General features: G+C 48.3%; 16 protein-coding genes and 1 pseudogene. 9 read left to right on the top strand and 8 right to left on the bottom strand.

The features are described from left to right. Nucleotides 1–354: 354 nt before the first annotated feature. Both ACGHTT_RS12830 and ACGHTT_RS12825 read left to right on the top strand, forming a co-directional pair. Nucleotides 355–810 (top strand): DUF1456 family protein, encoded by a 456-nt coding sequence (locus tag ACGHTT_RS12830; protein ID WP_390591068.1) that lies wholly within the window; start codon nt 355–357, stop codon nt 808–810. Nucleotides 811–991: 181 nt separating this feature from the next. After that, a complete protein-coding gene (locus ACGHTT_RS12825) occupies nt 992–1,345 on the top strand; it encodes a DUF1428 domain-containing protein (protein ID WP_390591067.1) in 354 nt (117 codons plus the stop codon). 230 nt (nt 1,346–1,575) lie between these two features. Here ACGHTT_RS12825 and ACGHTT_RS12820 read toward each other — a convergent pair whose 3' ends face one another. After that, nucleotides 1,576–3,435 carry a DUF4105 domain-containing protein gene (locus ACGHTT_RS12820; protein ID WP_390591064.1) on the bottom strand — a complete coding sequence of 620 codons (1,860 nt, stop codon included), beginning with the start codon at nt 3,433–3,435 and terminating at the stop codon, nt 1,576–1,578. Between the two features lie 118 nt (nt 3,436–3,553). On the opposite strand from ACGHTT_RS12820, the gene ACGHTT_RS12815 reads away from it, so the two are divergent. Then, the gene (locus tag ACGHTT_RS12815) at nt 3,554–3,982 is read left to right on the top strand and encodes a hypothetical protein (protein ID WP_390591063.1); all 429 of its coding nucleotides are present in this window, start codon (nt 3,554–3,556) and stop codon (nt 3,980–3,982) included. A gap of 422 nt (nt 3,983–4,404) precedes the next feature. Then, a pseudogene (locus ACGHTT_RS12810) lies at nt 4,405–4,767 on the top strand (integrase core domain-containing protein); the annotation flags it as partial. Nucleotides 4,768–4,869: 102 nt separating this feature from the next. Here the strand turns inward: ACGHTT_RS12810 and gcvP are convergent. Next, on the bottom strand, nt 4,870–7,743 hold the full coding sequence (gene gcvP / locus ACGHTT_RS12805; protein WP_390591061.1) for an aminomethyl-transferring glycine dehydrogenase: 2,874 nt from the start codon (nt 7,741–7,743) through the stop codon (nt 4,870–4,872). Nucleotides 7,744–7,987: 244 nt separating this feature from the next. Between gcvP and ACGHTT_RS12800 the strand changes: the two genes are divergently transcribed. The 4 genes from ACGHTT_RS12800 to ACGHTT_RS12785 all read left to right on the top strand — a co-directional run bounded on the left by ACGHTT_RS12800 (nt 7,988) and on the right by ACGHTT_RS12785 (nt 12,282). Beyond that, nucleotides 7,988–8,626: a helix-turn-helix domain-containing protein gene (locus tag ACGHTT_RS12800; protein ID WP_390591060.1), complete on the top strand. Its 639-nt coding sequence runs from the start codon at nt 7,988–7,990 to the stop codon at nt 8,624–8,626. A 144-nt stretch (nt 8,627–8,770) separates the two neighbouring features. After that, nucleotides 8,771–9,751, top strand: coding sequence for a hypothetical protein (locus tag ACGHTT_RS12795; RefSeq protein WP_390591059.1), 981 nt, complete (start codon nt 8,771–8,773; stop codon nt 9,749–9,751). 240 nt (nt 9,752–9,991) lie between these two features. After that, entirely contained in the window at nt 9,992–11,017 is a 1,026-nt protein-coding gene (gene tdh, locus ACGHTT_RS12790) for an L-threonine 3-dehydrogenase (protein ID WP_390591058.1), read from the top strand. 77 nt (nt 11,018–11,094) lie between these two features. Then, complete coding sequence (locus ACGHTT_RS12785; protein ID WP_390591056.1) at nt 11,095–12,282, top strand: glycine C-acetyltransferase; 1,188 nt, start codon at nt 11,095–11,097, stop codon at nt 12,280–12,282. A 17-nt stretch (nt 12,283–12,299) separates the two neighbouring features. Here ACGHTT_RS12785 and ACGHTT_RS12780 read toward each other — a convergent pair whose 3' ends face one another. Continuing rightward, a complete protein-coding gene (locus ACGHTT_RS12780; RefSeq protein ID WP_390591055.1) occupies nt 12,300–12,800 on the bottom strand; it encodes a DUF6491 family protein in 501 nt (166 codons plus the stop codon). Nucleotides 12,801–12,971: 171 nt separating this feature from the next. Here ACGHTT_RS12780 and nhaD point away from each other — a divergent pair, with 171 nt between their 5' ends. Then, on the top strand, nt 12,972–14,213 hold the full coding sequence (gene nhaD / locus ACGHTT_RS12775; protein ID WP_390591053.1) for a sodium:proton antiporter NhaD: 1,242 nt from the start codon (nt 12,972–12,974) through the stop codon (nt 14,211–14,213). Between the two features lie 55 nt (nt 14,214–14,268). Here nhaD and ACGHTT_RS12770 read toward each other — a convergent pair whose 3' ends face one another. From ACGHTT_RS12770 to ACGHTT_RS12750, 5 genes are all read right to left on the bottom strand, one after another. Then, nucleotides 14,269–14,823, bottom strand: coding sequence for a DUF3365 domain-containing protein (locus ACGHTT_RS12770; RefSeq protein ID WP_390591050.1), 555 nt, complete (start codon nt 14,821–14,823; stop codon nt 14,269–14,271). A 36-nt stretch (nt 14,824–14,859) separates the two neighbouring features. Then, nucleotides 14,860–16,209, bottom strand: a complete 1,350-nt coding sequence (locus ACGHTT_RS12765; RefSeq protein WP_390591048.1) for a cytochrome c3 family protein — start codon at nt 16,207–16,209, stop codon at nt 14,860–14,862. Nucleotides 16,210–16,213: 4 nt separating this feature from the next. Further along, entirely contained in the window at nt 16,214–18,214 is a 2,001-nt protein-coding gene (locus ACGHTT_RS12760; protein ID WP_390591045.1) for an FAD-dependent oxidoreductase, read from the bottom strand. A gap of 236 nt (nt 18,215–18,450) precedes the next feature. Further along, complete coding sequence (locus ACGHTT_RS12755; protein WP_390591044.1) at nt 18,451–18,969, bottom strand: hemerythrin domain-containing protein; 519 nt, start codon at nt 18,967–18,969, stop codon at nt 18,451–18,453. Nucleotides 18,970–19,494: 525 nt separating this feature from the next. After that, nucleotides 19,495–20,907: an aldehyde dehydrogenase family protein gene (locus ACGHTT_RS12750; RefSeq protein WP_390591043.1), complete on the bottom strand. Its 1,413-nt coding sequence runs from the start codon at nt 20,905–20,907 to the stop codon at nt 19,495–19,497. Nucleotides 20,908–20,955 lie beyond the last annotated feature (48 nt).

Raw genomic sequence — 20,955 nt, 5'->3', positions numbered from 1 at the left:
TGTTTGACATTCGAACTGCTAAGCCTGCGTTTTTTGCTTCAAAAAACACACCCGATACGGAGAGGTGGACGTAATTTGCTTCCGCCTAATCCAACCATTCCTGAGCTATTGGGTCAGGTAGACGGCCCTAGGTAGTTGGTATATTTGCGTTCCGTTATGTGCCTTTTTCAAATATTTACACGTTGAAATCTACTTCCCTAGAACGCAGGGAGTGGCGCCTACTTGGTGCACTGCGGTGTTTTTTTTTGAGGTTGTTCTACATAAGTGACCTTAATCGGCGTATTGTCTTGATCACCTTTAGGTTGCGCGCGCATAATGACCGTGGTTCAACTCTATAGCACCCTAGGAAAACCCATGAACAACCACGATATATTGCGCCGAATACGCTATGTTTTCGATTTTAGTGACGCCAAATTACGTTCATTGTTTCAATTGGGCGGACAAACTGTGACACAGGCTCAAGTTAGTGAGTGGCTCAGCGCTAAAGATGAGGCAGGCACTGATTTATGTAGTGACGCCTGTCTCGCGGCGTTTCTCAATGGTCTGATTGTTGAGAAGCGCGGTAAAAAAGACGGCGTTGAACTTCCTAAGGAAACGGAGCTCACTAACAATATTATTCTAATGAAATTGAAAATAGCGCTAAATCTGCAAGCTAGTGACATGATCCATATCTTGTCGCTGGCGAAAGTGACTATCAGTAAACACGAATTGAGCGCATTGTTTCGTAAACCGAGTAATCATCACTATCGCGAATGCATGGATCAGTTTTTACGTAATTTTCTTGCCGGTTTGGTTTTACATTATCGTTAGTTTTACATACCCTAGATTTTAGAAATTGACTGAGCTAGTGTGTTCAATGGTTCAATGGTTCAATGGTTCAATGGTTCAATGGTTCAATGGTTCAATGGTTCAATGGTTCAATGGTTTAGGGTGTATGTACGTCTAATCAGTAAAATTTATTTATTTTTAAGTCAAGTATATGGAGCTCGCTATGTCCTATGTGGATGGATTTGTAGCCGCTGTACCTACCAAGAATAAAGAAAAATTTATTATGCACGCCAAAATTATGGCCGCGGCTCTAAAAAAACTAGGGGCGCTGAGTGTCGTCGATACCTGGGGTGACGATGTGCCGGAGGGTGAGCTAACCTCCTTTCCCATGGCGGTTAAGAAAAAGGACGATGAAACCGTAGCCTTCTCTTGGGTTATCTGGCCATCTAAGGAAGTTCGCGATGCAGGTTGGCAGGCTGCCATGGATGATCCATCCATGCATCCAGATAATAGCCCTATGCCGTTTGATGGAAAGAGAATTATCTATGGTGGTTTTAGTGTAGTTTCGGAGGAGTAGAGGGTTGTCATTGTCCGGAAGCAGAAGGTACATGTATCAGCGACGCTTATGAACGGAGTTGTGTTAGAGCGACGAAGGCCGGGGCTGAGAGTTACAAATTGTCACCCAAGTGATGCCCACCTAGGTTAGTTGACCACTGAATTAGATTTTCGATTTTCGTTGAAAATTGACCCTAAAGGCGCAGGTTTGCATATTGACCAAACGATGATGAAAGAGAGCGATGATAAATACTAAAAATAGCGGCTATATCCCAGTCTAAATTCTGTTTGATACATGTTTCTAGAAAGTTTTCTTTTTGCACTGATTGATAGAAGGTCATTGTATAACGGTAAACTAAATGATGCTGAAAGTGATTTATCGTCGCTCTCTACCCCATCTATATAGCTTCCCATGCGGTATGAAAGTTGATAAGAAAATTTATCTGTTTGTTTTAATGCGCTTAGTTTTCCCGCTACTTCAATGCCGATATTACTATCGAACTCGTCAGCTAGATCAATGCTTCCGCCAATCAGTCCAGAAAGTATATGACCTGCAACTAAAATGCTTCGGCCTCGAAAATATTCTGTGGACAATACATGATGATTTTTCCCTGCCAAATATTTCTCCTGATAGGCAACGCCGAAATCCCACGAGGGTGGTGCAAAAAAGGCATTTCTAGGTGTTCTTGACTTTACTTGTATAAGCTCAAATTGTTGGAGCTTTAACTTATCGTCTATTAGGCGCAGGCCGTAGTTTAAGATCACTACTTCTGCGCCTGGATTGAAGCCAAATAGGCGATCTTCAAACGTGTGGTAGGCAGATCGGTAGCTTAAATCCATAAATTCAGCATCGTTTTGGCTCCCACCTGCGATGGTGTATCTGCCGCTGGGGTGACCATCGCTTGTGCGTTGAAGTTTTGGAGGGCTTGGCCAGTTTGACGGTTGGTCTATGTTTATGCGCGCCTTCATGATGTTGTGTGAAATATCTTTGCTGGAATTACGGTCAATTTTATCTTGGCTAATTAGTAAGGAGTTATATTCAGCTGCGACATATAGTATTTTCGCTGTATCATTTTCTGAACGGTTTGCTAAATTTGTTGCAGGAATTTCTCCTTTTGCGATATTTATGGCTTCTTCGCTAGCTCTCTGGCTCAATAAGCTGTTGTGAAAATAAAGGCGCCTCGTCGCAGATGGATGATCTACTATCTTTTCTACTAAATTTTCTTTTTCCAATTTTTTTATCGTATCTATTGGAATCGCCCAGCTACCAAAATCATCTAACAGGTTTAGCTCAGGTCGAACAGTAGAAATAGATGCCAGCAGTCTGTAGGAACAGTTTTCGTCGAGAAAGAAATAATCGAAGTCCCTGCCTCGAATTTCGAATAAGTGGAGTTTAAGTTGTGTGACCTCTTCCGTATTCAAGTTTAGGTAGTACTCTACTAAGTCTCTACCTTCGTTATCTGAATAGTTCCTCATCCGTCGAAACAGGGGGAGTTGATCAGAAATACCGGGAAAACCGCCGAATAAGCCACGGTATGCAAAATTTACGACATTTCCTCTTTCGGCGGTGTCAGCGGCATAGTTAATCGTCGTGTTACTCAGTTTTGTATTTGAATTGTGACTCTGAAAACGCAGAAAAGAGTGGCCAAACATTGAGGATGGGCTTTCTAAATACGCGGAAGCATAAATAATTGAAACTCGATCGCCTGGCACTTGATTGAGCCAGACTTGTAGTTCTTGGCACCCCCTTAATGACCAAGGTGGCTCTACGCGATATGCTTTAGCGGCCCAAAGATAACGCGCTGGGAAGCGGCAGACTGCGTCGGGAATCTGAGCATTCTTGGATTGTAATAATGTTTTCCAGTAGGCTAATTCTCTTTGAGGATTGCGACGTCCTTGGCTCGTTAAAAAAAAGTCTGGGGAATCGGCCTCGCTAGCAAAAGACTTGCTCATCCAGTTGCTTCTGTAGTGACCAAGAGCCAGCCAGCCGCGGCTTTCTGCGAGACTGGTTGTTTTGCGATCAATATCAAAGTGTTTCTCAGCACTCTGAGTCGTACTGGAAGTGAAGACGGTTGTAAATATAGCTAGCAGGCTTACAAAATTCTTAAACATGAGTATAATTTTCTGGCAAGTAATTACGATGGAGTATTTAACCCTATTGTAATCCTGAATTTATACCCCTAACTGATTAATCATGGGTATTATTAACTGTTGATGATATGGACGTAGAATGAAAACAATAAAAAAAGTGATATTGTTTGGCGCAGCTTTTTCCTTGGCATCTTGCGCGACTATGATGTCTGGTACTTCTCAGAGCATCAAGGTTGATTCTGTACCTTCCGGTGCTAAAGTATTTATTGCCACTAAAGACCAGAAAACCGGCGCAATCGGCACACGCACAGAGGCTGGTGTAACACCGATAACAGTTTCTATATCAAGGAAAGATGGGGTAGTGATATTGGAAAAAGAGGGCTATCAAGCTACCGAAGTTGTCATGCAGCGCACATTGAACCCATGGGTTTGGGGGGATGTTGTGTTGACCAGTTTATTGAGCACCTCAATTGATACGTCGACCGGAGCATCTAATGAGTATGATCCTGGTGAGTACACTGTGGAGTTGCAGCCAGAGGTAGTTGAAGCTACCGCCGTGGAAGAATAGTGAAATCATCTTAGGCCTGTTTTTTAACGGGCCATCTATTTTCTTCAGTTATAGCCGTCTTATGAGATTGTTTTTTATTTCCTTGCTCTTTTTTTCTGTTTATTGCGAGTGCAGTTTTTCAGCGCAAGAGGATTGCTTTTTTGATCACGCTGTTGAAAAGGAGTTAAGGTCCTTTGCGTTGTTTTCCCATAGGAATCTTGGCAATGACATCATAGAAGGAGAGGGTGAATTTCTAAGTAATTTATTAGGTTACTTTCGCGACCATTCTTTGGTTGTGCCTTCTTTGGCTGAGCTCAAACAATTGCTATATCAAAATAAGCAGTCTTATGAGTTCGCTAATGCCATAAGGGAGTCCTATCGTTCGGCTTGGGCTCGTGCAGAATCTAATAAGAACTGTGCATTCGATTAAAAATTAGTATTCGGCTATCGAGGCAGATTTTTCGTTGCCGGCCATTCGGATGATTCGCGTGATAAATCGACTCTTGGAGTATAGGGACACGCCCTCAGTCTTTCGCTGTGACAGCGGACCTGAGTTCATTTGTAACGATTTCCGTAATTTGGCAAGACAACTAGCCGTTGGTATTGAATTTGTGCAGCCGGGGAACTCCCAACAAAACGCTTATATTGATCGGCATAATCGAAGGGTGAGATATAGCTGGTTGAGCAAATATATTTCTGAGTCAATGGAAGAGGTTCAAGAGTAAGCACCGAAGTGGCTTTGGTTTTCCAATCACGAGCGACCGCACAAAGCTAACGGAGGCAAGCCTCCGCTGATGGCGGCATAGTCTCTACTTATAACATCAATTAAAAACGGGGGAGATTACCGCAACCCAAAAAAATAGAGCGCCGAAGCGCTCTTTCCAAAAACTGGTCAAGATAATTAAAAATCAATCTTCCCGATAATTCTCAATACTTGGGCATGCACACACCAAATTCCTATCGCCATACACGTTATCGATACGGTTTACGGTGGGCCAGTATTTGTGACCTTTAAGGAATGCGGTGGGGCGCACGGCCACTTCGCGTGAGTAAGGTCTGTCCCAGGTTTCAGACAGCACATCTTCTTGCGTGTGTGGTGCATTGTAGAGTGGGTTGTTGTCGGCGCTGTATTCACCAGATTCCACTTTTGCCACTTCATTGCGAATAGATATCATCGCCTCGATGAAGCGGTCGAGTTCTACTTTCGCTTCCGATTCGGTTGGCTCGATCATCAAAGTGCCGGTAACGGGGAAGCTCATGGTGGGGGCGTGGAAGCCGTAGTCCATGAGGCGCTTGGCGATATCTTCTTCGGTTACACCACTGGCTTCTTTTAACGGACGCAAATCCAACAGGCATTCATGAGCGATAAAGCCGTTCGTGCCTTTGTAAAGAATCGGGAAGTGTTCGCTGAGCTTTTTCGCCACGTAGTTGGCGTTGAGCATGGCGTACTCGGTGGCCGCTTTCATGCCTTCGGCGCCCATCATTTTGATGTACATCCAGCTGATAGGCAGGATGGAGGCGCTGCCCCAAGGTGCGGCGGAAATGGTGCCGTTGCTTGGATCTGTGCCGGGAACGGCAGTAACTGGGTGACCGGCCAAGAAGGGTGCCAAGTGGGCGCCTACGCCGATGGGGCCCATGCCGGGGCCGCCGCCGCCGTGCGGAATACAAAAGGTTTTATGCAAGTTCAGGTGCGACACGTCGCCGCCGAATTTACCGGGCGCAGCAATACCTACTAGCGCGTTCATGTTGGCGCCGTCGATATACACCTGCGCGCCAATAGCGTGGATCATGTCGCAAATGTCGGTGATGCCTTCTTCAAATACACCGTGAGTAGACGGGTAGGTGATCATCAGCGCGGCAATTTGCTCGCCGTAGGTATCAATTTTTGCGCGCAAATCGTTGAGGTCGACGTTGCCCTGCTTGTCGCAGTTCACTACCACAACTTGCATGCTTACCATCATCGCCGTGGCGGGGTTTGTGCCGTGCGCCGATTGTGGAATTAAGCAAATGTTGCGGTTGGTTTCGCCCTTAGATTGGAAGTACTTTTTAATGGCAACGAGGCCAGCGTATTCACCTTGCGAACCGGCATTAGGTTGCAGGCTTACGGCATCGTAACCGGTGCAGGCTTTGAGCATGTCTTGCAGCTCTTCAAATAACTGCTTGTAGCCGTCGGCTTGATCGATGGGGGCGAAGGGGTGCAGCTTGCCGAACTCGGGCCAGGTGACGGGAATCATTTCCGCCGTGGCGTTTAGCTTCATGGTGCAAGAACCGAGCGGAATCATGGCTTGGTTTAAGGCCAAGTCGCGCGATTCTAAACGCTTCAAGTAGCGCAGCATTTCAGTTTCAGAGTGATAGCTGTTAAATACCGGATGGGTTAAAAAGGGTAGCTTGCGCTCTAGTGCTTCGGTGATCGGGCTCTCTGCTTTGGCGTCGAGAGTGTCGATATCGGTGCTGGCACCAAATACCGCCAACAGCTTGGCTAAGTCTGCACCGGTGGTGGTTTCGTTCAAGCTGATGCCGAGGCCGTCTGTGCCCACTTTACGCAAGTTAATTTCAGCGCTAATGGCTTTGTCGAACAGGGCTTGCTGCTTGTTTCCCACCTTTACGGTGAGGGTGTCAAACCAGGTGCCGTGGGCCAAAGTGAAGTTGGCATCTTTTAAGCCTGCCGCCAGCATGTTGGTTAAATGATGAATGCGCGTGGCAATGCGCTTCAAACCGTCTGGGCCGTGGTAAATGGCGTAGAAGGCAGACATCAGCGCCAATAGCACCTGTGAGGTACAGATATTGGAGTTAGCTTTCTCGCGGCGAATGTGTTGCTCGCGGGTTTGCATCGCCATGCGGAAGGCTTGGCGACCACGGGCGTCGATGGATACGCCGATGATACGGCCTGGCGCCGAGCGCTTGTAGGCATCGCGGAAGGCGAAGAAACCGGCGTGCGGGCCGCCGAAACCCATCGGAACACCAAAGCGCTGGTTAGTGCCCACTACCACGTCGGCACCCATAGCACCAGGTGATTTGTACAGCACCATGCTCATGAGGTCGGTGGCGACGGTGGCCAGTGCGTCGGCGGCGTGCACCTTATTAATAATGGCGGTAAGGTCTTTTACCTCACCGGTGGTGCCTGGGTATTGCAGCAACACACCGAAGTAATCTTGGTTATCGAGATCTGTTTCTGGGTTGCCGACAATGACATTGAAACCGAAATGCTCGGCGCGGGTTTTTACCACGGCGATAGTTTGCGGATGGGTGTCATCGGCGACAAAGAAATTGTCAGACTTGTTCTTGCGCATTTGGCGCTTGCACATGGCCATGGCTTCGGCCGCGGCTGTGCCTTCGTCTAACATGGAGGCGTTGGCCAGCTCCATACCGGTTAAATCTAAGATCATCTGTTGGAAGTTCAGCAGGCCCTCGAGCCGACCCTGGGCAATTTCGGGCTGGTAGGGCGTGTAGGCTGTGTACCAACCTGGGTTTTCCAATACATTGCGCAGTACTACATGGGGTACATGGGTGTCGTGATAGCCCATGCCAATGTAGCTTTTATATACCTTGTTCTTGCCAGCAACGGCCTTCAAGTAGGCAAGCGCTTCATTTTCCGTGACTGCCGCACCTAATACAGACGTGGTATTCGAGCGAATTTTTGCCGGAACCGTTTTATCAACGAGCTCATCGATACTGGAAACCCCTAGGGCGGCCAGCATATCGTTGGTTTCCTGTGGGTCTGGGCCTATGTGGCGGCCGATGAATTCGTGGTGATGGGCAAGCTGGTGAAGACGGCTGGTCATGTGATCTACCTGTCGCAATGGCTGCAGCAAAAAATGCTGCTGGGAAAGTGCCAAGTCTAGCAGCGAAAAAGGTGCTAGACGTGGGCGGATTTTAAGGCCGGCATACTAGCAGGAGGTTTCCTAACCGGCAATTCAAATTTCCTATAGGAAACTTTTGTTAATATCCTTGCAGTGGGGAAATTCGCGTGTAGTATCGCACCCATAATCGGCAAAGCCCCCGTTTTTAGCGGCTTAAAGGACTTAAATGAGCGAGTTGGAAGCCAAAAAAATGCCTGATCAAACCTCCGTGCTGGAAGTGGCCCGCAAAGACGACGGTAAATTTGTTGAGCCCTTGCAGTTGGGTAAGCGCTTGAAAGAGATTCGCTTGGCAAACAATTTAACCCTAGAAGAGGCTAGCCGCCTTACGGGTTTGGCCCGATCGACCCTATCGAAGATTGAAAACGAGCAAATCTCCCCCACCTTTCAGGCAGTGCAAAAGCTGACCGCGGGTTTAGGTATTGATATTCCGCAGTTATTCGTGCCTCCGCAGGATGGGCCTACGGCCAATGGCAGGCGCGATATCACCCGCAATGAAGCTGGCACCCCACACCCCACGACCACCTATGAGCACGAGTTATTGTGCACGCAAATGCGCGATAAAAAGATGGTGCCGTTTAAATGCACAGTGCGCGCCCGTAGCTTCGATGATTTTGAAGATTGGGTGCGGCACGAAGGTGAAGAGTTCATGTTGGTGTTGAGTGGCGTGGTGGAGGTTTACACGGAATTTTACGAGCCGGTGAAACTTTCCGAGGGTGACTCCATCTATTATGACGCGCGCATGGGGCATTGCTTGGTCTCCGTATCTAAGGCAGATGCCGTGGTGCTATGGGTTACCAGTCGATAGTTGCTGTTGGTCGCATAAAGAAAGCGCTTGGTAGTGCTTCAGATGTGGCTCGCCACCGCTTGTACTGAAAACATGTAAGAATTTGACTCAGGGTGGAGTCAAGTCGATGAGTAAAGAGAAGGCCGAAGGAGAGGCCGTAACACTATGATTGAGTCGCCGATATTTTGGATAGCTGCAACCCTTACCCTAGGCATGGGTGTGCGAGGCTTTTTACAGGGTTTTTCCCACAGTTTGTTTCGTCTACAGCTTTTAGTACTCGCGCTGGTGATTACTGGGGCATTGTTGGCACCTGCGGTGACTATTACTCGCACCTGGTTTGACTGGCCAACGTATTTTCATCAATTGGTGGTGGGCGGGCTGCTGTTTGGTCTGTTTTACAGTGCTGGCTGCTCATTGTTAACGCGCTTGTTAAAGCCAAAGGCTGAGTCTAAGCCAAGCGCAGATGGTGACGGTGAGGAAGCCACAGGTAACAACCCTCGCGAGGCGAAGCTTGGCTTTGGTTCGCGCCTTATGGGTATGGTGGTGGGTTTGCTGGCAGGTGCCGCTATGGCGGCCATTATCGCCTTTCTGGCCGGTGTGAAACCCGATTTTGATCAGTTGCGCAAGCAGTCGACCCTGCTCGACAAGTCCACCAGCTTATCGGACTATGGCTACGAGACGGATGCCTTCGATACCCCTTCGGAATTGCCGGTGAGTCAGCTCATCAATGCCATCGTGTTGTCGCCGCTTAAGGGTGTGAAGTTGTTGCAAGAAATCTCGCTACAACCCGAGTTCACTGAGTTGCTGAATTCACCCTCGGCTCAACATCTGTTGCTGGATCGGGATGTGTTTGCACTCACTGAGGACCCGACCTTCGATCAGTTGATTGCCACGGCGCCGGTCAAAGATCTGTGGGCGCTGCAGCGCGAGCTGGAAGCCTTGACCGACCGCCAATTGGAACAAGAAACGGCTGCGCAGCTGGTGGATGCCTATCATCGAATTAATCGGGTGAAATCTCACCCGCGGGTGGCGGAAATGCTAGCCGATACAGCGTTTCGACGCTATTTACAGACCGCGGATTTGGCGTCTTTAACCAAAGATACTCGGGTGCTTGAATTGGGCGACGTGATTATTGGTGCGCGTTAATATTTATTGCGCACCAATTGGCTGACCTTAACTTTTCTTGCTTCAAACCCCGCATAGTGTGGAATTATTGTCATTTGACTGCGGGGTCTGTTACCCCCGATAGTTTCCCCGATAATCTTGCCGTCCCAAATTTTGGTAGTGTGTAACCTGTTACAGACTACCCCGCTCATTTTCCTCGAAAGGGTTGGTTAAACCGTCGAGTTTGGCCTATCACTGTAGGGTCTACATCAGGAGTTGTTCATGAAAGCACTCGTTAAGCGCGAAGCCAAAGTCGGTTTATGGTTGGAAGACGTTCCTGAGCCCACAGTCGGCCCCACCGACGTGTTAATTAAGGTTAAACGCACCGCTATTTGCGGTACCGATCTGCACATCTATAAGTGGGACAAATGGTCGCAGAAAACCATTAAAACGCCCATGGTGATTGGCCATGAATTCGTTGGAGAGATTGTCTCTGTCGGTTCGAGCGTGGTTGATTTCGAGCCGGGCCAAATTGTCTCGGGCGAAGGCCACGTGGTGTGCGGTCACTGTCGCAATTGTATGGCGGGGCGCCGTCACTTGTGTAACGACACCTCGGGTATTGGTGTTAATCGCGCTGGCGCATTTGCCGAATACGTGGCGCTGCCTGCGGCCAACGTGTGGGAACATCGCCCTAACATTGATCTGGATGTAGCAGCCTTGTTCGACCCCTTTGGCAACGCTGTGCACACAGCGTTGCAGTGGCCCTTGCTGGGTGAGGATGTGCTAATTACCGGTAGCGGCCCCATCGGCGCTATGGCGGCGGCAGTGTGTAAGCACGCGGGTGCCCGCCACATTGTGATTACCGATTTAAACGATAATCGCTTAGCACTTGCTGCCAAGTTAGGCGCAACGCGCACCGTCAATGTAACGCAAGAAAAGCTAGAAGATGTGGTTAAAAGCTTGGGTATGAGTGAAGGCTTTGACGTAGGCCTAGAAATGTCTGGTAGCCCTGCGGCGTTTAATTCCATGCTCGATAATATGGCCCACGGCGGAAAGATTTCCATGCTCGGTATTCCGGCTGAGGATGTAGCTATTGATTGGAATAAAGTGATTTTCAATATGCTCACCATTAAGGGCATATATGGCCGCGAAATGTACGAAACTTGGTACAAGATGAGCGTCATGGTGGAAACCGGATTGGATATTACGCCGGTTATTACTCACCGCTTACATTACACCGAATTTCAAAAGGGCTTTGATGCCATGATCGCCGGCGATGCGGCGAAAGTGATTTTGAGCTGGGAATAAAAAAGCAGTACACAGTTTACAGCTGAGAGTTTACAGGACAGGCAGTTGTTAGCTGCCATCTTCTTTAGGAAAAAATTATGTACGGGAAATTTCAGCAACACTTACAAGCTCAGTTGCAAGAGATTAAAGATGCTGGCTTGTATAAAAACGAGCGCTTTATCGAGGGCCCGCAGGGGGCCATGATCGCCGTTAATGGCGGTAAAAAAGTGCTTAACTTGTGCGCCAATAACTATTTAGGTTTGGCCCAGCACCCAGAGATTCAAGCCGCCTGTGCCGAAGGTTTGAAAACTTGGGGTTACGGTATGGCGTCGGTGCGCTTTATTTGCGGCACCCAACAACTGCATAAAACCCTAGAGCGAAAACTGAGTGCTTTCTTGGGTATGGAAGACACCATCCTGTACCCTAGTTGCTTCGATGCCAATGGTGGTTTATTCGAAACGCTGTTGACCGCTGACGATGCAATTATCTCCGATGAATTAAATCATGCGTCCATTATTGACGGTGTGCGCTTATGTAAAGCGGCGCGTTATCGCTATAAAAACAGTGACATGGCAGACCTAGAGGCACAGCTAATCGAGGCCGATAAAAACGGTGCTAGATTTAAGTTGATCAGCACCGACGGCGTTTTCTCTATGGATGGCTATATCGCTAATTTACAGAAAGTCTGTGATCTGGCGGAAAAATATAACGCCCTTGTTCACGTGGACGACTCCCATGCAACAGGTTTCGTCGGCGCTAAAGGCCGCGGCAGCCCAGAGCATTGCGGTGTAATCGGGCGGGTGGATATTATCACCGGCACCTTGGGTAAAGCTTTGGGTGGCTCCAGTGGTGGCTTTACCTCGGCGCGCCAAGAAGTCGTGGATATGCTGCGCCAGCGCTCACGCCCTTATTTGTTTTCTAATACCGTCGCGCCACCAGTAGTTGCCGGAGCCATTAAGGCCCTGGAATTGGTGCAGGACGATAAGCTGCGTGAGCAACTTAAAGCCAATACAGCCTATTTCCGCGCCGGCCTAGAAAAGCACGGCTTCGATTTATTACCGGGCGAGCACGCGATAGTTCCCGTGATGTTATACGATGCGAAAAAAGCCGCCGCTTTGGCGGAAAAAATGCTTGAGTTAGGCGTGTACGTGGTGGCTTTTTCGTTTCCTGTGGTACCCAAAGGCAAGGCGCGTATTCGCACCCAAATGTCGGCGGCTATCACCAAACAGGAATTGGATATGGCCATTGACGCTTTTGGTAAAGCAAAAATGGCCTTAGGCTTTTAATCCCGGTGAATAACAGATCATCGCTGTGCCTTGCTTTCAGGCGCTGGCACAGTGGTGTCTTCTACAGTTTTCTCAAAGCTCGAACAATCCGCATCTTTTTGACTTTCGCAGTCGCGCAGTTCGAATAGTGCGCGGGCTTGTTTCATGGCAGCGCTACCTTTTACTTCATAAATCATCATAATGCGATTGCCCACCCGTATGGCGCTGTTGCCGGCGTAAACCTCGTCGAATTTTACGGCAACTCGACCGGCATTCGAGGTTACGCCGAGTGCGGTACTAAAGGCGAGATCGTGATCTGGCCGCGCTAATACCAATATGTATTTGCGCGAGGCCGTTCGTCCTGTCACCAGTACTTGGTCATTAATACGACCCCAGCCGTTCACGTCTGAGGCTCGAATACTGCTCACAGATTTCAGTTCATCGAAATGGTAGTCGGGCTTGCTGCTTGACTCAGCGTGAGCTTGGTTTAAAAAGCAACCAAGGCTGAGCAGGAGCAGCAAGGTTTTGAATGCGCGCATAGTAGCATCCTCTCTGGTTAAAGTGTTTGAACCTCTCGGTAAGGTTTAGAACTGTAGAATGGCAGATAGTTCATAGGGGGTAGTTAGGGCTGATGAGTCATTAATACCTTGGTTAGCATTCTACTAAGCGGTAAACTGCGCGGCAAAATTTTGCCCGGAGTTTTGGCCTCTATGAGTATGATTATAGGTTTATTGGCGTTTATTGCCTTCTTGATGGTGGTGTTTGAGGAGGTTATCCATATTAATAAAGCCAAATCCACCTTGTTTATCGGTACTTTGTGCTGGATATTAGCCTATCTGTTTCCTCTGCATGGCGCAGGTCCCGAGCAGGTGTCAGAGCAGCTTAATGAAAACCTGTTAGAGATTGCGACGCTGTGGCTATTTTTAATGTCTGCCATGACTTTTGTCGCTTACTTAAATAGCAAAGGCTTTGTTTCGAGCTTGGTGCAGCGCATTTTACCGAATGAATTACACGAGCGTACTCTGATGGTATTCCTGGGTGGGTTCGCTTTCGTGTTTTCTTCCTTTGCCGACAACGTCACGGCCACTCTCGTTTCTTTGGCGGTGATTACCAGTTTAAAAATTCATGTTCGAAAGCGCCTTAAATACGCGACCTTGGTGGTCTTTGCCGTGAACAGTGGCGGTGTATCATTGATTACGGGCGATGTGACAACGCTGATGATCTTTTTGGCTGGCAAGGTCAGTATTGCCAATTTACTTTTACTCATAGCGCCGTCTTTATGCGGTGTGGTGGTGCTTGCGGCCATGATGTCGGTACGCATGCGCGGCCGGATTGTATTTAGTGGCGAGCACCAGCCACTGGAGTTCACCGATATTGTTATATCCGGCGTATTCTTAGCCACTATCTTTGGCACGCTTTTTCTCAATGCCTTTTTCCAAGTTCCGCCAGTACTGACCTTTCTGTTTGGTTTGAGCTGTATGTTTTTGGTGGCTCAGTACTTAATGCGTAAGAAAACTAACCGCAATATTCTTAACTATATTCGCGAAATTGAGTTTGAAACCCTGTTGTTTTTCTTGGGGGTTCTACTCATCGTCGGCATGTTGAAGGAAATTGGGACGTTAAATTACCTGACCGGTATGTATGAGGTTATGGCGCCGCATTATGCTAATTACTTGTTGGGAATATCTTCGGCATTAATTGATAACGTACCCTTGACGGCAGCGGTGTTAAAGGCAGATGTCGATATGGATTTAGCCAGTTGGCTGTCTATGACCTACGCCACGGGTGTGGGTGGCTCAATGCTTATTATCGGTTCGGCCGCCGGTATTATCGCCATGAGTAAAGTGAAGGAATTGAATTTTATCAGCTATCTATCCATGTTCGGCTATTTGTTGGTTGCCTACTCCGTTGGCTATTGGCTGACCTATGTATTGGCGCACCAAGTGTTGTAGTCATGATTGACGATAAAAAATGGGCGCTAAGCGCCCATTTTTTATCTGGTTTATATCAATCGAGGGGAATGCGCATTACCACACCGCCCATAATATCGCCGAGTTTGAAATCGGTTTTAGGGCTGTCGATGTGATCATTGTGGCATTTTGTGCAGGCTTCAGATACGGCCATATCGGCATACACCGCGGTAAAGTATTTCTTACCACCTAGCTCCTCTGTACCGTAGAAATTTTTACCCAAATTGGTCCTGACAAAAGCCAAGCCTTGTTTTTCCATGGGCGTTTTAGCGGAGTTTTGCGAGTTGATGGGCCATTCTGACAATAGCGCATAGGTAAAGCCAGCGTTCTGTTTAGCAACACCCTCGGCACCCATGCGCAACATCTGTGCAGGCAGAGGTAATGCCGATTCCTCTTTCCAGTGTTCGTCGGCAGTGATGACTTCGTCCTCATTCTGCAGGCGATTAACCACTTGCGTGGTATACACCGCACGGTCGGACGCGATGACGGCGTAGATGGCGTCCGCCATACGCTGTGGGGTGATTTCTGCCTGAGCAACGCCGCTACCCAGTGTGGCAAAAGCGAGAGAGGCTATCAATAATTGCTTTTTCATGTTGGTGACTCCTTTTCCTAGTGTTGGCCTTATTAATTACTGCTTCTTCTTTCGTTGTTCGATCCTATCGCGCACGAGGTCCATGCTACTGTGATGGCCCTCTAGGCTATTGGAAAAATTTGATTGTATTTGTTCGTCACTTGCCAAAGCTTCCAGTGTGAATTCGACACCGTGGCAGTTACTGCACACGCTTCGGATCATTTTGCTATTGGGTTGTAGGTTGGCATTTTGGTTGTGTTCCGCATGAACTTTTTTACCTTTTTTCAGACGTGGCATGTGGCAGGTTGCGCAGCTCACCGCTTGTTCTGCAGGTAAAAGGCCATTTTGGCTGTCGCGCCAAAGTTGTCCATGTTTGGATGAGTAAAAATTAGTAGAGTGCTCGTCTTGATGACAACCCAAGCAAGCATCCGCAGCGGCAAACGTTAAGTCGGGCTGATGTGGGTCGTGGCAGCTGACGCAGGTGTTGATCTGGCTCATTGCGTCTTGGTGCATGGGTAATGTTGCCAGTGCTGGCGACATGGGCGATAGTTTTTTGCTAAGTTTGTCAGCTAGCCGCATGCCATGTTTGCCTTCTTTAAAACTTTCATTTTGTTTAATGTGGCACTCGATACAGCTGTCGATGGTTAATGCTGTGCTTGTGATTTGCCAGTTATCATTTTGGGCGTGGCACTGGCTGCAGTTTACGTTGGCAGTGGCGTGATGGCTGAGTGCCCATTGGTTAACTATATTTTCGTCTTTATAGGCTGCCGGCGCATCGGCATCTTGTAGCTGCAAGGGGGGTGTTTGTTTGTTTTTCTTATTCCATTCAACTAAACCCGTGAGCGCTGGAATTTTTGGCTTCTTGTTTAGCGCAGGCTCATTGGCATGTTTACGCAGGAAGTTTTCATACAGTGCGGTATTGTCATGATAGTTGTGACAGCCAGAGTTGGTGCAGGTTTCAAAGCCGAATTCTTTGTGGCTGTCACGCTCTTCCGCAATGTCTTGATGGCAGTGGGCGCAAAAATCTTTTGCTAGGGTAACGCCGTATGCCCGTGTGATCTCGGGTTTGTGTTCTCGATGGCAGCTAACACATTGAGTAGCGTCTAGGTGGGACAGTAGCTCAGCGTTTCTAGGATCCGTGAATTTAGATTTTGGATGGGTATCGCTAAATTTGTTCAGCGCTTCTAAATGGCAAGATTCACACGCATTCTGCATGACGCTGGCATCGGAAAAACCATCGCCATGGCAACTTGTACAGGCCATCTCTATTTGATGGTGACCGTGAGTGGGTGGGCCGGAAATAAAAACCCGCTTGTCTCCCAGCCATAAGTTGTAACCAAGAAATCCTGATAGGAGCGCTGTGATGATTAGGCCGTAATGCCAGAATCTAAAAGTGTAGTTCTTCATATTATTAGAAATAGTAAACCGCCAGTATGTGATAGCTCAGGAGTGCTGGCAGCATCCACAATAGTGTGTAGTGTACGCGCGACCACCAAGCGCGATGTTCGCGCAATTTGAGATCGGTCCAGTGATGGTTTCTCGCCATAAATACTCCGACGAGTGAGCCTGTTAATGTGGCTGCAAGGAAGACTACCATGAGCACGAAATTCATGTTGTGACCTAAGCGCATGCCCGTATGAATCATTAACATGACCAATGCAATAACACCGATAATTGAATGCACATAGCGCCAGTCATCTAAATGACCCACATTAAGCTTTTTCCAGCGCTTTCGAATAGAAATACCCGCCGCCAACAAACTGAGCAAGAGTAAGCTGTAGCCGCTGACTTGCTTCCAAAAGTTATCAAACCATAGCTTCTCTAATTGCCAATTGACCTGACTGCTTTCGCCAATACCAATGGGGTTTAGCATTACCGTAGTTACCATGAGGGCGATAGCGAGAATGGAATACCAGTAAATGGATTTGTAATGACGCATGACCAAATTTTGCGTGGGCGCATCGAGCATTTCAGCCAATAACGGTTTGCATGATCCGCAAGTGACGCCGGCGTTAGTCGCGCTACACAAACTGTCGATCGTTCGGTTGCCCGACTCCATCGCTTTCGTTAGGGTGCCGCGAGTGACATTTTCACAGAGACAGACGATGTATTCTTCAGGTTGATCCTTAATGTGGGTAGGCTTTGGGTCATCCCAGAGAAAGCCCGTCTGCTCAAATTGTTCGAGGTTTTTGGCTTTTATCCTCGTAGCGCTTACGTGTGCCTGTTGTAACTGACTTAGCTCGGCCCAGTTGCCAATATATATGTAGCCCACTAACGCTTGATTGATTAGAAATAGCTTGCGATAAATGCCCTTGAGGCGATTGGCGTAAACAACAGTTTCGCAGTTCGCATCGATGACATTGCCGATTAGGGCACTGGATTGGCTGCCGAACTTTAATTTGATGTTGGTGTTACTGCCGGTATAGGGCAGTGCATTGCCGGCAACATGGGTGCTCATCGCTGTCACTTGTTCAAATCCTGGTGTGACTAAACCGTAGGTTTTACCGCCATGTTCAGAGCACTCGCCCACGGCGTAGATGTGTGGGTCGCTGGTTTGCATAACATCATTTACTAAAATACCTCTGTTGGTAGCGAGCCCTGCGCTCTCTGCTAACGCTTTATTTGCGGTCACACCCGTACAAAATATAACGGTGTCGCACTCGATAATTCGGCCGCTGCTTAGCTCCACGCCGATAACGTGCTCGCTGCCAAGGATATTTTCCGTGTTATCGCCTTCAATAACATAGATGCCGGCCGTTTGTAGGCTGTCACCAAGAATTTCTTGCGCTTTCTTATCGAGCGAAGGATCTAGCAAGTAATTTCTTGCTTGCAGGTAGACGCGGTTGTCACGGGTTTTCATGCCGATGGCGGCTTCAATCCCGAGCGGGCCTGAGCCGATAATGTAGACCCCGTGGCCGTGTTTTTTTCGCGCTAAAAGATTGTCTGTATCCTCGAGGGTTCTAAACGTAAAGGTGTTTGTGAGTGTTTTGCCTCGTAGATCGGGGAAGACAGCTTTCGAGCCTGTGGCGAGAATAAGTTTGTCGTACAGGTAGCTTTGGCCGTGCTGGTCAATAATCAACCGGTTTTCTTTGTCAATGACAACAATTTTTTTGCCAAAGTGATACCGGATGTCGTCTTCGAGTTCGCTCTTAGTTGGTAGATTGAGTGCATCGCGTGAGACTTCACCGTAGAGATAAAGTGACAGCTGTACTCGGTTATAGGGTGTGGTGGCTTCTTCGCCAAAAACTAAAATATTATGGGATGGGTTTTGCCCTTTAAGCATTCGCGCCGCACGAATACCCACAGGGCCTGTGCCGATAACAATGATGTTAGTGCCGTCAGCTTGATCAGTGGATGCTTTGGCTCGGCTACCAGATGACGCTGAAGTTCGAGATAGGTTTGCGTTTTCCATGTCACTCACTGGATAGTGGGTTAATACAAATATATCGCGCAAGAAATAACAGACCGCTTTGAGGCGATTTCAGTTTTTCTGATCCAGTGCGGCTTAACTCCGTAAATTGTTCAACAACAACGGTGCGTAAGCCTGCGCGCCGTTAAATCAATCTACTGATTCCATTCTTATTCTTATGCTTGTTTTACCTGACCAGCTGGCAGGGCCGGCACCTTGTGCCGGCAGTGTCGGAGCCGCTACGCTTGATAGAGTGAATATAGGTCGCGCTCTTCCGATTGAACTCGACGGGTTAAGGCTTCACCAATAGCGGTGTAGTCTTTCTTAAATTGTAATTCCATCGCTGCGGTAAACTGCCCTTTGCCATAGCGCTTGCAAAAGCCGATAACCGCATTGGCGATATCGTTCATATCTGATCGAAACTCTTTGACGACGGCTAAGGTGTGTTTGTCGCCGCCCAGTGATTGTTCAAGGTAAACGTAAAACCTTACATTTTCTTTTAGTAAGTGGCCTTGAAATAGAGATTTGAACTCACCCAAAATTCGCGACAGCTTGACGTAATTTTTTTTGTCGAAGCCTTCGTCCCACATCTTTCCGTATAGCTCGACGAGCTTTGAGTGGTCGGCTTCGAGTGCGGCTATCAAGTTTGGGTCGTAGGGAATGGAGGTGGTGCCCGGTTTTGGAGCCTCGGCGAGTTTTGGGGCTTCTTGGGGCGCCGAACTGCGACCGGAGAAAAAATCTGAAATAAATCCAAACATAGATAGCTACCTTTTGTGTCTTTTTGTTTTGAACTGCATGCACAAACCCAATTGCCCGCTAGGCCAGTTGGCTGCTATCCCTATTAGTGCTCTTGTACTACATGTAGAACGAAGCTCATTATCTCCGTAGTGCAATTCTGTGCAAGGGCGGAGTATAACCCTAGCCGAGATAATGTGTGAATCAGTTCTAGAAAATCAAGTTCTACTAACAGTTTTAGCTCTAAAGAAAGTGAATTTCTTAGAGCTGTGCTCGTCATTCACAAAAACAAAAAGATTTAGACGACGATATGTTAATTTAGACGACTAAAAAGTGTTTTAAAGTCCTCCATTTAACTATATGTGTAATTTCGAATGGAGACGGTGGTTTTTTAGGCTGTTTTGTGCAGATGTTGGTTGAAATAATTCCTGTTACTTATTAAGACAAAGAAAAACTAATCTCAGTTGGTTCTAGTGTGCCAGTTTAACGCTATGGTATCGTTTTATATGAAAAGGGGCGCCTGAGCGCCCTGAAAGTTGAACGATAACTCAAAGTTGCAGCGCTTTGGTTTCCATAAATTCGTGCAGACCTTCATCGCCAAACTCGCGCCCGTTACCGGATTGTTTGTAACCACCAAAGGGTGCCAAATAATTAAAGCTACCGGCATTTACATAGCATTGACCTGCCCGTAGTTTACGCGCGATGGCGATGCCGCTGTCTTTGTCTTTGGCGAACACGCCACTCGATAGGCCGTAAGGTGTGTCGTTGGCAATGTCGATGGCTTGTTCAATTGTGTCGTAGGGAATCATACACAGCACTGGGCCAAAAATTTCTTCGCGAGCGATGGTCATTTGATTGTTCACGTCGGCAAAAACGGTGGGCCGGACAAAAAAGCCCTTGTCTAGGTGTTCTGGCATGTCGATACCGCCGGTGACTAGGCGCGCACCTTCGGCGAGACCTTTTTCAATAAAAGATAACACTGTCGCTTTTTGTCTGGCCGAGGACATAGGGCCAACGAAGGCGTCGTCACCACTACCAACCGTTAACGACTCTGTGTGCTTTTTTGCCAGCGCAACAGCTTCGTCGTATCGGCTTTGAGGTACCAACATGCGCGTTAGTGCGGTGCAAGTTTGGCCTGTGTTGATCATCACATCTTCGACGCCGTACTTAATGGCGGCGTCTAAATCTGCATCAGCTGTAATGATGTAGGGCGATTTTCCGCCCAGTTCTTGCGTTACGCGTTTGACTGTTTCGGCGGCCGATACCGCAATCATTTTGCCGGCGCGGGTGCTGCCGGTGAAGGACACCATGTCCACGTCCGGGTGGCTGCTGATCGCGGCGCCGACAATGGGGCCGGCGCCAATGACGAGGTTGAACACGCCCGCCGGGACGCCTGCATCGTGCATGATTTGCGCCATCACTAAATCCTGTAATGGCGTTTGCTCGGATGGTTTAATAACGATGGTGCAGCCCGCTGCCAAGGCCGGTGCCACTTTGCCGACAAATTGATGCAATGGGTAATTCCATGGGTTGATAAACCCACACACGCCCACAGGCTCTTTGACGATCAGTGAGTTGCCGGCTTGCCGTGTCTCCTCCATTGTGAAGGCGCGCTCAGCGAAGTTTGCCATGGCAAAGGTGGGACCCTTTACCTGCAAGTCTGGCGTCAGGTGCTTGGGGCAACCCATCGCGCTGCTAACGGCGGTGACTAATTCGGCTTGGCGTTCGGTCATTAACGCGGCAATTTTATGGATAATGTCGCAGCGCTGTTTGGCGCTGGTGCTGGACCAACTGGGAAAGGCGGCGCGTGCCGCAGCGACGGCGCGGTCGACATCCTCGACATTGCCCATGGGCACGCTGGCAATGGCTTCCTCGGTGGCTGGGTTGATCACCGTGAAGGTTTCCTTGCCGAGTGCTTTGACCCATGTACCACCGATATAAAAGCTGTCGTAAACCTTCATCAAACTACTCCTTCCTTAACAAGGTATTAATGGGCTAAAGCCTAGTCC

Source organism: Simiduia litorea (genome assembly GCF_042853465.1).
Taxonomy (GTDB): domain Bacteria; phylum Pseudomonadota; class Gammaproteobacteria; order Pseudomonadales; family Cellvibrionaceae; genus Simiduia; species Simiduia litorea.
The sequence above is the reverse complement of the archived record's forward strand: the minus strand, read 5'-3'. Positions and strand labels throughout refer to the sequence as shown.

Coding starts and splice junctions, on each gene's coding strand:
- ACGHTT_RS12800 (WP_390591060.1), top strand. CDS start 7,988: ATGAGCGAGTTGGAAGCCAAAAAAATGCCTGATCAAACCTCCGTGCTG.
- ACGHTT_RS12760 (WP_390591045.1), bottom strand. CDS start 18,214: ATGGAAAACGCAAACCTATCTCGAACTTCAGCGTCATCTGGTAGCCGA.
- ACGHTT_RS12815 (WP_390591063.1), top strand. CDS start 3,554: ATGAAAACAATAAAAAAAGTGATATTGTTTGGCGCAGCTTTTTCCTTG.
- ACGHTT_RS12830 (WP_390591068.1), top strand. CDS start 355: ATGAACAACCACGATATATTGCGCCGAATACGCTATGTTTTCGATTTT.
- ACGHTT_RS12825 (WP_390591067.1), top strand. CDS start 992: ATGTCCTATGTGGATGGATTTGTAGCCGCTGTACCTACCAAGAATAAA.
- ACGHTT_RS12765 (WP_390591048.1), bottom strand. CDS start 16,209: ATGAAGAACTACACTTTTAGATTCTGGCATTACGGCCTAATCATCACA.
- nhaD (WP_390591053.1), top strand. CDS start 12,972: ATGAGTATGATTATAGGTTTATTGGCGTTTATTGCCTTCTTGATGGTG.
- ACGHTT_RS12770 (WP_390591050.1), bottom strand. CDS start 14,823: ATGAAAAAGCAATTATTGATAGCCTCTCTCGCTTTTGCCACACTGGGT.
- ACGHTT_RS12820 (WP_390591064.1), bottom strand. CDS start 3,435: ATGTTTAAGAATTTTGTAAGCCTGCTAGCTATATTTACAACCGTCTTC.
- ACGHTT_RS12785 (WP_390591056.1), top strand. CDS start 11,095: ATGTACGGGAAATTTCAGCAACACTTACAAGCTCAGTTGCAAGAGATT.
- ACGHTT_RS12750 (WP_390591043.1), bottom strand. CDS start 20,907: ATGAAGGTTTACGACAGCTTTTATATCGGTGGTACATGGGTCAAAGCA.
- ACGHTT_RS12795 (WP_390591059.1), top strand. CDS start 8,771: ATGATTGAGTCGCCGATATTTTGGATAGCTGCAACCCTTACCCTAGGC.
- gcvP (WP_390591061.1), bottom strand. CDS start 7,743: ATGACCAGCCGTCTTCACCAGCTTGCCCATCACCACGAATTCATCGGC.
- tdh (WP_390591058.1), top strand. CDS start 9,992: ATGAAAGCACTCGTTAAGCGCGAAGCCAAAGTCGGTTTATGGTTGGAA.
- ACGHTT_RS12780 (WP_390591055.1), bottom strand. CDS start 12,800: ATGCGCGCATTCAAAACCTTGCTGCTCCTGCTCAGCCTTGGTTGCTTT.
- ACGHTT_RS12755 (WP_390591044.1), bottom strand. CDS start 18,969: ATGTTTGGATTTATTTCAGATTTTTTCTCCGGTCGCAGTTCGGCGCCC.